The sequence below is a fragment of the Paenibacillus solisilvae genome (assembly GCF_042656405.1).
In the GTDB taxonomy this organism is placed as follows: domain Bacteria; phylum Bacillota; class Bacilli; order Paenibacillales; family Paenibacillaceae; genus Paenibacillus_Z; species Paenibacillus_Z solisilvae.
In genome coordinates this window covers 1-13,835 of record NZ_JBHSOW010000072.1, presented here as the reverse complement: position 1 = coordinate 13,835, position 13,835 = coordinate 1, and the positions used below count along the sequence as shown (strand labels likewise).

Here is a 13,835-nt window from a genome sequence, read left to right as displayed (position 1 = left end):
AAAGGAGTTATACATATGCCAAAAGAAGTGAAGCTGGAGCCGGAAGCGCAAAAATTCGTGGAAGCGACGGCGAATCCGCCCTACCTGTACGAGCTCGGGCCCGAGAAAGGCCGTAAGCAAGTGGATGAGGTGCAGTCGAGCCCTGTTGAAAAGCCGGACGTTGATATCAGTGAGCGTACGATTCCGGGAGGCCCAAAAGGAGAGGTATCCGTAACGATTCTGAAGCCGAAGAACGCTCCGGCCCAGCTCCCCGTTATCGTCTATACCCATGGTGCCGGCTGGGTGTTCGGCAATGCGCATACCCATGACCGTCTTATTCGCGAGCTGGCTGCGGGATCGCAATCTGTCGTCGTATTCCCGAGTTACAGCCTGTCTCCGGAGCACAAATATCCGACTGCGATTGAAGAGATTTATGCGGTCGTGAAGTGGGTCGCCGATAATGGCGGCGAAATCGGCGCCGATTCCTCCAAGCTGACAGTTGCCGGCGATAGCGTCGGCGGCAATATGACCGCCGCAATCACCCTGATGGCCAAGGACCGCGGAGGTCCTGCTATCCGTAAGCAGCTGCTGTTCTATCCGGTCACGGATGCCTCATTCGATACCGATTCCTACGAGCAGTTCGCAACCGGCTACTTCCTGAGCCGCGAAGGCATGCAGTGGTTCTGGGACCAGTACACGACCGACCCCGAGCAGCGGGCGCAGATTACGGCGTCGCCGCTCCGTGCTTCAACGGAACAATTGAAAGGTCTGCCCCCGGCACTGGTCATCACCGGCGAAGCCGATGTCCTTCGCGATGAAGGAGAAGCTTATGCAGACAAACTCCGCGAAGCCGGAGTGCGCGTGACAGCCGCCCGCATTCAGGGCATCATTCACGACTTCGTCATGCTGAATGCGCTGGCCGAAACCGCCGCCGCCAGAGGCGCGATCGCACTGGCTAACGCGTGGCTGCAGGAAGATTGAACCAAGGTGACATCGCCCTTTATCTTTACGGCCGCATGACATAAAGCCGCTTACACTCCATAGGGAGCTGTAAGCGGCTTTATGATTGTGACGGAAGTGCAGCAGAAGTCAGTTATATTATTCCTTTAAATGATACGGCACCGTCGTGACGATAACATTCCTCCGGTACAGCAGATGGGCGCGGATCAGTAGGCTGGATTGATTGTGCAGGATGTTGTGCCAGCCTTTTTTCGGAATAAATTGCGGGATGACGACGGTCACCTGAAAGTTCGCTTCACCCGCTTTGCGTTGAACCGTATCGATAAACTTGGACAGCGGGTTAATAATGCTCCTGTATGGCGAATGCAGCGTCACCAGCCTCACTTCAGGCTGCCACTTGTTCCATTTGGCTTCGAAGATGGCTTCGTCTTCCCGTTCAAACGGGACATATACGGCAATAATCTGGTGGGCCGATAGTGATTTTGCATAGTTTAACGAGTTCTCCACGACATGAGTAATGCCTGCCACCGGAAGAATGATTATGTTCCCCTCGATCTGCACAGCCGGCTCGCATGTTGAAAGGCTTAGCTGGTTGCCCACGGCCACATAATGCTTCTTAATGCGGTGGAAGAGATAAATGATTAAAGGCAGGAACACTAATACCGGCCAAACCTGAGAGAACTTCGTTAAGAAGAACATCATGGAGACGGTCAGGCTGATAAGGGCACCTATGGAGTTAATAATGAGTTTTGGCAGCCATCCTTTAGGCTTCTCGCGAACCCATTTGACCACCATTCCCGACTGGGAAAGGGTGAATGGGATAAAGACGCCAACCGCGTAAAGCGGGATGAGATGCTCCGTTCTTCCTTCAAAAGCGATGATTAAGAGGATGGAAAGGAAGCCGAGAATGATAATTCCATTGGAATATCCTAACCGGTCGCCTCTGACCGTGAACATTCTTGGAATAAATCTGTCCCTGGCAAGATTGACAGCTAGCAGCGGGAAAGCCGAATAGCCGGTGTTTGCGGCCAGGATCAGGATCAAGGCTGTCGTTCCTTGAATGAAGAAATACATGAAATGCCGTCCAAATGTCTGTTCCGCGATCTGAGAGACGACGGTAACTTCTTCTCTGGGGGAAACTCCGTAATAATAAGCCAGGAAGACGATTCCCGAGAACAATACAGCAAGCAAGGAACCCATGGCGATCAATGTTTTTGCCGCATTATGAGGAGCAGAATCTTTAAAATTCGGAATGGCATTCGAAATCGCTTCAACTCCCGTTAATGCAGAGCTCCCGGAGGAAAATGCCTTAAGCAGCAGAAATAAACTGATTCCGGCGACCGGCGTGCCGACAGGTGTATGAAGATCAGGAGGAATCTGCCCCGTTAAGATATTGTAGACGCCTACACCAATTAATATAAATAACGCGAAAATAAACAAATACACCGGATAAGCCAGTACCGATGCAGACTCGGTTACCCCGCGCAGGTTCAACGTTGTTATGAAAAGAATAAAGACAATGGCAATGATAACATTATATGGATGCATGCTCGGAAAAGCCGACGTAATGGCATCTGTACCGGCAGATACACTTACCGCTACGGTTAGGATGTAGTCTACCAGCAAGGAACCGCCGGCGATTAATCCGGGGTATATACCCAGATTTTCCTTTGAAACCACATAAGCTCCGCCGCCATGAGGATATGCAAAGATAATTTGTCTGTAAGACAGGACAAGGGCCAGTAACAGAATTAGTACGCCAACAGCAATGGGAATGGAATACCAAAATGCTGCGGCACCAACTGTTATTAACACGATTAATATTTGCTCGGGGCCATATGCAACCGAGGATAGAGCATCGGAAGAAAGGATTGCTAACGCTTTTGTTTTATTAAGCTTCTGCTCCCCAAGCTCGGTCGATTTGAGCGGCCTTCCAATTAAAAATCTCTTTATCGAAGTAAACATACTGTCTCACCACCACTTATGATTTCTTTCTAGATTACCCTGTCAGTGGAAAAATAAATCCTGGCAGCATTGGGCACAATTATAAACCTCATCTTCCTAACAGTAAAGGGTATTGCCATCCAGTCCATCTATACTTTAAGTAAATACGCAGCGGGTTACACGAATACAAAAGTTCATTTTACACTTGAGTTTTCTCACTGGAAGCCAAATAAAGCAGCGCGACCGGAAACCGGACGCGCTGCTTAAATAAACGGGATACATCTATTAATACTATCTTAAGCCAGCTGGCCAGCCAAGATCGTTTAGCATAGTTGATTAAACGAATGCGGTATACTTCTCACGGGCAAGCTTAGTTGCTTCGACCATATTGCGCAAGGAAGAGATCGTCTCTTCATATCCGCGCGTCTTGAGTCCGCAGTCCGGATTGATCCAGAACAGCTTCGGATCCAGCACATGCAGGGCACGGTCGATCATATCGGTCATCTCTTCGACGGCCGGTACGCGCGGACTGTGAATGTCGTAAACACCAAGGCCGATACCCAGCTTGTACGTGTTCTCCTCAAAGCTATGAATCATTTCGCCATGGCTCCGGGATGTCTCGATGGAGATTACGTCCGCATCCATCGCTTCAATGGAATCGATCATGTCGTGAAACTCACAATAGCACATATGCGTGTGAATTTGTGTGGTGTCTTTCACGGTGCAGGTGGAAATGCGGAATGCTTTGACCGCCCATGACAGGTAATTGGCATGCTCCTCTTCCTTGAGCGGCAGCCCTTCGCGAACCGCCGGCTCATCAACCTGAATCATACCTATTCCCGCTTGCTCGAGCGCCTCCACTTCCTGCCGGATCCCATAGGCCAGCTGATAGGCAACCTGCTCGCGCGTAATGTCCTCCCGGACGAACGACCAGTTCAGAATCGTAATCGGACCGGTCAGCATCCCTTTTACGGGCCGAGTTGTCTTCGACTGGGCATACACCGTTTCTTCTACGGTCATCGCGTCCTTATAAGCGACGTCACCGTATATAATTGGCGGTTTCACGCAGCGCGAACCGTACGACTGCACCCATCCGTTCTGTGTAAAAGCGAAGCCCTCGAGCTTCTCGCCAAAGAACTCAACCATATCGGTCCGTTCAAATTCGCCATGCACGAGCACGTCCAATCCGGTCTCTTCCTGCAGCTTGATCCAGATATCGATCTGCTCCCGGATGAAAGCGGCATACTGCTCATCGCTCCATTCTCCCTTCCGCCACAGCTGACGGGACTTGCGCACCTCTGCCGATTGCGGGAAACTGCCGATTGTCGTTGTGGGAAACAGCGGCAGCTGCCACTTCTTCTGCTGGGCGGTATGACGCTCCGCGAAGGGCTTGCTGCGCTCAGGCTGCTTCGTGCTGATGAGCGCAACGGCATCCTGTACATCTTTGCGGTTCCGTGCATTCGACAGCTTGAGAACCTGCAGCGCGCGATCGCATTCCTTCAGTTCGCCTGCGATTGCGGATCCGCCTTTCGAAACTGCTGTGCTCAGAAGCACGAGCTCTCCGAGTTTTTCATCGGCAAATGCAAGCGCATCTTTCAACTCAGATGGGAGTTTCGTTTCCCGATCGGTCGATACAGGCACGTGGAGCAAGCTGCAGGAGGACTGCACGATCAGCCGTTCCGCCGTTACGAGCTCAGCCAATTCCTCGAGCAGTCCCAGCTTCTCGCCAAGCGCCGCCCGCCATATGCCGCGGCCGTCGATAACACCTGCGCCGAGCACCTTGTCCTGAGGAAAGCCCAGTGCTTTAATCGAAGACAGGTTGCCGGAGAGGCCGTGTACGAAATCAAGCCCGATTCCTTTGACGGGAAGCGTCACAATGTCGTTGTAATTATCTACAGACTCGAAATAAGTTTGGAGCATAATATTCAAAGCCGGAACTTTCGCAGCAATTGTCACGTAGATCGTCTTCAGCCGCTGCAGGTCATCCCCGCTCAATTTTGTCGTTAGAATAGGCTCATCGATCTGCACCCACTGAACGCCTTCACTCTCAAGCTCTTGAAGCAGCTGCACATAGAGCGGCAGCAGGCGGTCCAGCCAGGCATCCGTCTCTGTTGCCTTATACCCTTTGGACAGCTTCAGGAAAGTAAGCGGTCCGACGATAACCGGTTTTCCCTCAATGCCAAGCTTCTCTTTCGCCTCCCGGTAAGCCTGCAGCGGACGGTTCTCCGTAAGAACCGGCTGTGCTTCGTTAAGTTCGGGTACGATATAGTGGTAGTTGGTGTTGAACCATTTGGTCATCTCACTGGCCGCAGCATCCTTCGTCCCGCGTGCGATACCGTAATAGACGCTGACCGGAACGACGCTGCCCGTGTAAGCGAAACGCTTCGGAACGATACCGAACATCGCTGCCGTATCGAGCACATGATCGTAATAGCTGAAATCATTAACAGGGATGATATCGATCCCCTTTTCCTGCTGCTTGCGCAAATGATTCAAGCGTATTTCCTGCAGCTGAGTATGCAGTTCCGATTCTTCGAGTTTACCTGCCCAGAACGCCTCGAGCGCTTTTTTCCATTCCCGGTTCTCACCGATACGCGGATATCCCAGAACACTGCTTTTGACCATTGTATAAAACTCCTTCGCTTATCATTAGTAAACCCCTGCTGCCGAATGGACGGAGATCACGGACAATAGAACGCTTCTCTCACGGTCCCCAACTTCTTCAGCTCGTTCAAGAAATCCGGTTATTCCCTTCGCCTTGAACAATTAGAATGGCTACAAAGAAGATATCACGAAAGATTAAGTATAGCGTAACTTCAATTAACTATATCTAGCTATAGTCTGAAGCTATATCAAAAAGTTTATTGGGCGGTAGCCTGCTTCAGCGCTTCTACATAAGCCGCTCCCAGCTTGGACAGCGAAGCATTTTTATGAGAAATCCATCCGACTCTGATCGTTTCCTCGCAGTCCAAAGGCACGGGAATGATCTCATTGCCATTCAAATCCGCACTCAGCACCCCAGTCGATATGGTGTATCCGTTCAGTCCGATCAACAAATTGAATAACGTCGCCCGGTCGTGAACCCGGATGCTCTTCTTATGGGACAGCGTGCTGAGAATCTCTTCCGAGAAATAGAAGGAATTATTCTCCCCTTGTTCAAAGTACAGATACGGGTAATGCTGAAGCTGGTCAATGGTTACGATGGACTGTGTGGCCAACGGGTTCTTAATGCTGATAAAGATATGCGGCTTAGCTGTAAATAAGCTGTTGAATTGCAAATTGGCGGATTTTAGCAGCTTGTCGATGACTTTGCCGTTGAATTCATTCACGTATAAAATCCCGATCTCGCTGCGCAGGCTTTTGACATCCTCAATAATTTCATATGTTTTGGTCTCCCGCAGCGCCAGCTCGTATTCATCCTGGCCATGTTCACGGACCAGACTTACGAATGCGTTAACTGCAAAAGCGTAATGCTGGGTGGAAACCGAGAAATGCTGCGGGGAAGGCTTCGCATTGAGATAACGGCTCTCCAATAATTCAGCCTGCTCGATGATCTGCCTGGCATAGCTTAAGAACTCAGCCCCCTCCTTGGAGAGGGAGATCCCTTTATTCGTCCGCTCAAATATCGTAATCTGCAGTTCTTCTTCCAGCTCTCTGATTGCGTTGGACAGGCTGGGCTGAGAGATAAACAGACGCTTGGCCGCTTCGTTAATGGAGCCCCGATTGGCGGCCTCAATGACGTATTTTAATTGTTGTAGAGTCAATGAAATAATCCCCGTTTCCATGGATGTAATAAAGGTGAGACGGCATTCTTTTGTACAGTATAACATGCACGATTCGGCGATCATAAACAAGGAAATAAGATTAACTTCACGAATGGATGGAATAAGGAATTTCTGTATTTGCAAAATCCAGAACCGCTAAGGAGTGATTAAGTGACTGTAGAAGCCGTTATTTTCGATTTGGATAATACGCTAATCAACCGCAAAGCTGCTTTCCAAGCTTATTCGGAACGGTTTATTGATCAATTCGTCGAGCTATCGGAACAGACCGATCGAGCTGCGCTTCTAGACTATATGCGGGAAGCCGACCAAGACGGCTACCGCCACAAACGCGAGCTGCATGAACAATTCTTGCAGGAGCTGACTATGAAATATGCAGAAACAACCGTTGATGAGCTGCTGCAGTTCTGGTTCGCCGAGTTTTTCAAATCGACCGTTCTCATGCAGGGCGCTGTTGAACTATTAATGGCATTAAGATCGCAGGGGATCAAGCTCGGATTGATCACCAACGGCTCCGTCCACACGCAGAATGCCAAGCTTGACCAGGCCCAGCTTCGGGACTTTTTCGACGTCATTGTCGTTTCGGATGAGGTGCAGATTAAGAAGCCCGATCAGCGCATATTCGAGCTCGCATTAGAACGATTGGGTGCGGCTGCGGCACGTACCTGGTACGTTGGCGATCATCCGGTTAATGACATTAAAGGAGCACGGGATGCAGGGTTATCAGCCATTTGGCTGAGCGGGTTCATGGAATGGGATGATACCTTGGAAGAGCCGTCTGCGAAGATTGGCAGTCTGCTTGAGATATTAGATATCGTTAATCGTTAATAGGGGGACAACGGACATGAAAGAAATCCGCATGGAGTCAGACTGTCTAGGCTGCAGCCTTGCTAATAAACGGGTAGATGCACAGATCGTATACGAGGACGATAGGGTAACCTGTCTTCTCGATATTGCCCCGCTTCATGAAGGACATGTGCTCATTCTGCCTAAGCAGCACTACCATGACCTCGATGAACTAGACGAAGTCACGGCAGCTGCTGTTATGAAGACCTCTCAACAAATAGCCAAGGGGTTAAAGGCTCTATTCCAGCCGGATGGGATTACAATCATCCAGAATAATGGATCATTCAATGATTTGACCCATTATCATATGCATGTATTTCCGCGCTACCAAGCAGACGGATTCACTTGGGTAGAGCCGCTTGAAACGACAAATGCAGCCGGCAGACTCCCTGAGACAAGAGACAAACTGGTTCACGTATTGTCCGAAGCATGTGGTTGACCGCCGCCATACAACGCCCCACCGCGCACTGGGAGCTGCGCGAATAAGCGGGTGTGGAAGGTTACCCCTGCCGCCCTCCGCTTTCCAGCCAGCTACCGCTAGGCAGCGTATCGATAAAAGCTTGCAGCGCGCTGCTAATAAACGAATCCTTGATGCTTGCAGGTGGCGCTGTACTTCTTATTCTAAGCCTGCTGACCGGGCACCCCTATTTCAACATCACAGAGCATAACCGGCTGAATAATAGAGATCGTTTAGAGCAGCTGCAGCCCCTGAATTAAGGGAGCAGCGATATGGCCCAATGCACCCATTCGATCTCTTCTTCCTCAAGACGGAGCTTCCGCTTATAGAGCAAATAACGCCCGAATTGTTTGTTGGTAATATCGGTCAGCGAGTCATCCTTCTGAGCTTCCATCAAATTGATTTCCTTCTGCAGACGTGCAATGGTCACTTTCTTGGCAATCAGGCGCTCTTCGAAGATGCGCCGCGCCGTTTCCGGATCAGCAAGTCCAATCGCATACAGCTTAACCAGAAATTCATCCCGCATAACCGGAATGGCTGCAGGCTCGTCCACAATCCATTTCTTGAGCGCGGCGACTCCTTTATCCGTAATACTGTATATTTTCTTATCCGGCTTACCCGACTGGCTGATGAGCTCGAAGGTCAGCAATTCATCCTTCTCCAGCTTGGTCAGCAGCGGATAGATTTGGCTGTGTTTCGCTTGCCAGAACAGCTCCATCAGCTTCTTCAAATCGTAGCCGGAGAAAGGCTTCCGGTTCAGCATGCTGAGCAAGGCGTAAGATAAAGCATTCATTCCAAACTCCCCCTAAAATCCTGTATGTATCTTCAAAATAGTATACCATAGTTATTTTCATCGCCGAAACGTAAGAGAGCCGCCCGCAGTCAAACATCCTTGCCAGTGAAACGCTTTCTTGCTAAGATGGGGAAAGAACCCTATTCACCAATCCGTTTGATACGGAACAGCGCTCCTGTCACCGATTCCGCGGAAAAGAGGTAAGACGATGAATAAAACAGAGGCTGAATTCAGCAATCTCGTGAAAGCCTTCCGCAAACGCCATATGGGCAGAGGACCAAGCCGGATCACGACCACCTTCTGCAAGAGCTGGGCGATCTGTGAGATGGAAGGCAACTTATCTCCGGTCGAGAAATTCATCGCCGGCGCAGAAGACGGCAAACAAATGCTGCGCGAAGCGCGTACGCAGTGGGTGAAGGAGCTCTACCGCAATCATGCGCCAGTTGAGATGGAGCAGCTGCTCGAAGCCAAATTCGTCGAGCTGTTCGTCGATATTGATATTGATAAAGATTTCGGCATGTCCATCTTCGTCTTCGATTCGGATATTGAGGAGAAATTCGGCAGCAGCCGATCCATATAGCCTGTTGGCGCTTGGCAGCGAACCTGCGAGAGACTAACCGCTTAGAAACCATGATTTTTTCGTGATGAAAAAACCATCGTCTCTCAGCGGTTTTTTTGTTAACGGCGGAAGCATGCACCAGCATCATTCATTCATGGGAGGTCCTATTGATGGGAAAAACGAAGCATTCCGGGCCGATCAAGCTGCCTGGCAGGCTGGACCCGAAGCTGTGGGTAAGCAAAGTCCCCTTCGGGCTCGGCAAAATCAAGCCGCATCATATTCGGGATACGGTAAAGGTGATGGCGGAAAACAAGGATAATTTACCTTATGCGTTCCGGATATTAACGCAGGGCGTTTGCGATGGCTGCGCACTCGGTGTGTCCGGTCTGTATGATCAGACGCTGGATGGCCCCCACCTGTGCACAACCCGGCTTAACCTCTTGCGGCTGAACACGATGCCTGCCATTAAGCAGGAAATCCTGCACGCCGATATCGACGAGCTGCGCCGGATGGACAGCACCCAGCTCCGCAAGCTGGGAAGGCTGCCTTACCCGCTGATCCGCCGTCATGGAGACCGCAGGTTCAGCCGCATCACTTGGGATGAAGCGCTGGATATGATCGCGGGCAAAATCCGGCAAATCGATCCGAAGCAGCTTGCCTTTTACTTAACTGCCCGCGGAATTACGAATGAATCGTATTATGCCGCAGCCAAAGCCGCACGCTACCTCGGCACGAACAACATCGACAATGCTTCGCGGATCTGCCACTCCCCGTCCAAGACCGCGCTTAAGCGATCCGTCGGCATCGGTGCCTCGAGCTGCAATTACAAGGACTGGATCGGCACCGATGTCCTCGTCTTCTGGGGCAGTGTCGCGGCGAACAATCAGCCGGTCTCGACCAAATATATGTATGCCGCCAAACGCAGGGGAACGAAGATTATCGTCATTAACCCTTACCGCGAGCCCGCAATGGACGGCTATTGGGTCCCTTCTATTCCGGAATCCGCGTTATTCGGCACCAAGATTGCGGATGACTTCTATCAGGTCAACATCGGCGGGGATATCGCCTTCATGCATGGCGTTATGAAGCATTGGTTCGAGATGGAACGCGCTCAGCCCGGCTCCGCTGTCGATCATGCCTTCGTACAAGGGCATGTGAACGGCTACGATTCGCTCCGCTCGCATATCGAGCAGCAGAGCTGGGCACAGCTTGAGCGTTCCTCCGGATTAACGCAAGCGAGGATGAGCGAATTTGCCCGGCTGCTGGCCGGTGCCAAGTCGGCCGTATTTGTCTGGAGCATGGGGCTGACGCAGCATCGCTTCGGCACGGATAATATCTCGCAGGTGGCTAATCTTGCCCTGCTGCGCGGTTTTCTCGGGCGCGAGCATTGCGGCTTGATGCCGATCCGCGGACACAGCGGCGTGCAGGGCTCCGGTGAGATGGGGGCCGATCCGTTCAGCTTGCCCGGCGGGGAGTTCAAGGGCGATGACATCCCCCGTATCGAGAAGGCCTGGGGGTTTCCTCTGCCCAAGTGGCAGGGCGATATTGTCGGCGTCACCCTGGAGAATGCGCTGCTCCCTTATGATCATGAGCGGAAGCTGAAGCTCTTCTACACGTCCGGCGGCAATTTTCTGGAGACGATGCCGGAGCCCGAATTTGTCCGCTCCTGCCTGGAATCGGTGGATATCCGCGTTCATCAGGATATCGTGCTGAACACCTCGACGCTTGTCGATGCAAGGGAGACCGTCCTTGTGCTGCCTGCGATGACCCGGTATGAACAGCCGGGCGGCGGAACATCAACGTCAACCGAGCGGATGGTCTACTTCTCTCCTGAAATTGACGGGCCCCGGATGCCAGAGGCGAGGCCGGAATGGCAGATTTACGGGGATCTTGCAGCACGTGTTTACCCGAAGCGTAAGGAGCTTGTTACATTCAAGGATGCTTACGCCCTCCGCGAAGAAATGGCAGTGGCTGCGCCCAATTACGAGGGCGTGCAGCATCTGCGCAAGAAAGGCGATGTGTTCCAATGGGGCGGCGCATGGCTGTGCGAGGATGGCAGCTGCCCGACTCCGGATGGCCGGGGCAATCTGATTGCGGTGGAGCTGCCCGAGCTGCGCAAGCCGGAAGGCCATTTCTATGTAACGACAAGACGGGGCAAACAGTTCAACTCGATGATATACAGCGTTACCGATCCCTTCAACGCGGCGGACCGATTCGACGTGCTGCTCTGCAGGGAGGATGCCGCTAAGCTGAACATTGCGCAGGGAGATGCGGTTGTTGCCTATAATAAGTACGGCACCTTCCACGGCCGCGCCAAGCTTGTCGACATTGCCTCCGGCAACCTGGAGCTCTATTGGCCCGAAGGCAATGTTCTCCTGCCTAAGGGAATATACGAGCCGCATGCCGGCATTCCTGAATATAATGCAGCAGTCATCTTAGAGAAAGCCGAAACTTACTTCGCACTTAAGGATAAACGTTACGTGGAGAAACGGATTGATGAGCTCGAAACCGAAGTTATCGGATAGCGGCAAGTCCGGGCGAATGGAGTCCGTTCCATACGAAGAGCCGATTTGGCGAAAGAGGTGATCTCACGATGCTGCCACAAGTGACCACAAGCTGGCGCATTTGCAAATATTCAAGCGAAGCCGCGCTCGAACAGGAGGATGAGATCGCGGCGGAATACCCGCTGACGATCCGGCTCGACGGCGAGGAGTTCGCAACCATCGTCTGCTCTCCTTCCCAGCTGGAGGAGATGACGATCGGATTTCTCGCTTCCGAGGGCATTATCCGCCTAGCTGACGAAATCAAGTCCCTCCGGTTAGACGAGGAACGCGGCTTCGTTTATGTCGAGCTCCATCTGAAGCAATCGACGGGCAAGCATGATTATGCCAAGCGGATGATCGGGTCATGCTGCGGGAAGAGCCGGCAGTTTTATTTTCAAAACGACGCCCGTACCGCCCGTACATCTACCAGCAGCGTCCGCATCACCCCTGAGCAAATTATGTATCTCATCCAGCAGCTGCAGCAGGGCTCGGATGATTTCAAGCGTACAGGCGGATTCCACAATGCTGCGCTTTGCTCAACGACGGAATTGCTTGCGGTGCGCTCGGATATCGGGAGGCATAACGCGCTGGATAAGCTGTTTGGCTACCGGCTCCAGAATAAGCTGCCCATAACGGATAAAATCATCGCCTTCAGCGGGCGGATGTCCTCCGAGGTTGTCCTCAAAGCAGCCAAGATCGGCGTGGGCATCCTTCTATCGAAGTCAGCCCCTACTGATCTCGCACTTAAGCTGGCGCATGATCTGGGTATCACCTGTGTCGGCTTCATCCGCGGACAGGAGATGAACATTTATACGCACGCGGAACGGGTCGTAACCGCCGATTAGCGAGTTACGGCCGGCTTCCCGACCAGCTTCTGAATCCGGTTCTCGAATTTGAGCGGTTTCGTCGCAGGTGAGAACCGTTTGACGATATGGCCTTCCCGATCCACAAGGAATTTAGTGAAATTCCACTTAATGGACGATCCGAATAGACCGGAAGCCTCTTTCTTCAGATGCTTATATAACGGGCTTGCGTCAGTCCCATTCACATCGATCTTGGCGAACAGAGGAAACGTCACGCCGAAGTTGATTTTACAGGCCTGCTCCATTTCTCCATCCTTGACCGGCTCCTGATCCCTGAACTGATTACACGGGAAGCCCAATACGGCGAAGCCTTGATCCTTGTAAGTCTCATAGAGCTTCTGAAGCTCATCGAACTGCGTGGCGAACCCGCACTTGGTCGCTGTATTAACAATGAGCAGCACCTGGCCGCGGTAGGCTGCGAGCGGCTTTTGCTCCCCTTGGGATGTCTGGACAGTGAAATCGAATATGTTCATTTGCAATCACCTCTTATTTAAATTTTATACAATGTTATTGTAAGCAATCTAAATGGTTTTGAAAACCCATCTGCCCGTGGTTTCCTATCTTTGCTTGAATTCCCATGATAGAATAAAGGCGATCTTTATTATGAATTATTATGGGGCTGATTAATCGTGAACGCCAGATTGTTATATCTCGCTGCGTTAGCTGTGACGGTTGTGCTTGGCCTTGGCTCAAGGAAGTTTCCTGATTCCTTACCCGGCTTCGTCGCCAGTAACGCAGGCGATGCACTTTGGGCGAGTATGATTTACTTAGGCGTCCGCACGGTATGGATGAGCTCTCGCCGCATCACCGCTGCCGGTATCAGTCTGATCTTCTGCTTTGCGATCGAATGCAGTCAGCTGTACCAAGCGGAATGGATCAACAGCATTAGAAACACGCTGCTCGGTGCTTTAGTTCTCGGAAAAGGATTTCTGTTCGTGGATCTGGCACGGTACGCGGCTGGTATCGCGATTGCTTTTGCTGTTGATCAGTGGATCAACGTTGCATAACAAAACTCTTAACAAGCATAGCGGCAGTCTGGAATGATATGCTCCCCTTACGGTAGACAGGTGAAATAATAAAACCTGTTATCGTAAGGGGAGCTTTTTCAT

12 protein-coding genes are annotated in these 13,835 nt (G+C 51.6%); 7 read left to right on the top strand and 5 right to left on the bottom strand.

Annotated features, from left to right (window positions below):
• Window positions 1–15: 15 nt before the first annotated feature.
• Entirely contained in the window at window positions 16–960 is a 945-nt protein-coding gene (locus ACFPYJ_RS19840; RefSeq protein ID WP_379189936.1) for an alpha/beta hydrolase, read from the top strand.
• Between the two features lie 117 nt (window positions 961–1,077).
• On the opposite strand, the gene ACFPYJ_RS19835 is transcribed toward ACFPYJ_RS19840, so the two are convergent.
• From ACFPYJ_RS19835 to ACFPYJ_RS19825, 3 genes are all read right to left on the bottom strand, one after another.
• A complete protein-coding gene (locus ACFPYJ_RS19835) occupies window positions 1,078–2,904 on the bottom strand; it encodes an APC family permease (protein ID WP_379189935.1) in 1,827 nt (608 codons plus the stop codon).
• Between the two features lie 315 nt (window positions 2,905–3,219).
• Window positions 3,220–5,508: a 5-methyltetrahydropteroyltriglutamate--homocysteine S-methyltransferase gene (gene metE / locus ACFPYJ_RS19830; RefSeq protein ID WP_379189933.1), complete on the bottom strand. Its 2,289-nt coding sequence runs from the start codon at window positions 5,506–5,508 to the stop codon at window positions 3,220–3,222.
• A 236-nt stretch (window positions 5,509–5,744) separates the two neighbouring features.
• Window positions 5,745–6,647 carry a LysR family transcriptional regulator gene (locus ACFPYJ_RS19825; protein WP_379189932.1) on the bottom strand — a complete coding sequence of 301 codons (903 nt, stop codon included), beginning with the start codon at window positions 6,645–6,647 and terminating at the stop codon, window positions 5,745–5,747.
• 171 nt (window positions 6,648–6,818) lie between these two features.
• On the opposite strand from ACFPYJ_RS19825, the gene ACFPYJ_RS19820 reads away from it, so the two are divergent.
• Window positions 6,819–7,493 carry an HAD family hydrolase gene (locus ACFPYJ_RS19820; protein ID WP_379189931.1) on the top strand — a complete coding sequence of 225 codons (675 nt, stop codon included), beginning with the start codon at window positions 6,819–6,821 and terminating at the stop codon, window positions 7,491–7,493.
• Window positions 7,494–7,509: 16 nt separating this feature from the next.
• The gene (locus tag ACFPYJ_RS19815; RefSeq protein WP_379189930.1) at window positions 7,510–7,950 is read left to right on the top strand and encodes an HIT family protein; all 441 of its coding nucleotides are present in this window, start codon (window positions 7,510–7,512) and stop codon (window positions 7,948–7,950) included.
• Window positions 7,951–8,224: 274 nt separating this feature from the next.
• On the opposite strand, the gene ACFPYJ_RS19810 is transcribed toward ACFPYJ_RS19815, so the two are convergent.
• On the bottom strand, window positions 8,225–8,761 hold the full coding sequence (locus tag ACFPYJ_RS19810; RefSeq protein ID WP_379189929.1) for a PadR family transcriptional regulator: 537 nt from the start codon (window positions 8,759–8,761) through the stop codon (window positions 8,225–8,227).
• Window positions 8,762–8,969: 208 nt separating this feature from the next.
• On the opposite strand from ACFPYJ_RS19810, the gene ACFPYJ_RS19805 reads away from it, so the two are divergent.
• The 3 genes from ACFPYJ_RS19805 to fdhD all read left to right on the top strand — a co-directional run bounded on the left by ACFPYJ_RS19805 (window position 8,970) and on the right by fdhD (window position 12,708).
• Entirely contained in the window at window positions 8,970–9,341 is a 372-nt protein-coding gene (locus tag ACFPYJ_RS19805; RefSeq protein ID WP_379189928.1) for a Na-translocating system protein MpsC family protein, read from the top strand.
• A 149-nt stretch (window positions 9,342–9,490) separates the two neighbouring features.
• Window positions 9,491–11,845 (top strand): FdhF/YdeP family oxidoreductase, encoded by a 2,355-nt coding sequence (locus tag ACFPYJ_RS19800; protein WP_379189927.1) that lies wholly within the window; start codon window positions 9,491–9,493, stop codon window positions 11,843–11,845.
• A 68-nt stretch (window positions 11,846–11,913) separates the two neighbouring features.
• Entirely contained in the window at window positions 11,914–12,708 is a 795-nt protein-coding gene (gene fdhD, locus ACFPYJ_RS19795; protein ID WP_379189926.1) for a formate dehydrogenase accessory sulfurtransferase FdhD, read from the top strand.
• On the opposite strand, the gene ACFPYJ_RS19790 is transcribed toward fdhD, so the two are convergent.
• On the bottom strand, window positions 12,705–13,199 hold the full coding sequence (locus tag ACFPYJ_RS19790) for a glutathione peroxidase (protein WP_379189925.1): 495 nt from the start codon (window positions 13,197–13,199) through the stop codon (window positions 12,705–12,707). The two genes, fdhD and ACFPYJ_RS19790, sit on opposite strands and share 4 nt — an antisense overlap.
• Window positions 13,200–13,355: 156 nt before the next feature.
• On the opposite strand from ACFPYJ_RS19790, the gene ACFPYJ_RS19785 reads away from it, so the two are divergent.
• The gene (locus ACFPYJ_RS19785; RefSeq protein WP_379189924.1) at window positions 13,356–13,733 is read left to right on the top strand and encodes a ribosomal maturation YjgA family protein; all 378 of its coding nucleotides are present in this window, start codon (window positions 13,356–13,358) and stop codon (window positions 13,731–13,733) included.
• Window positions 13,734–13,835: the final 102 nt, after the last annotated feature.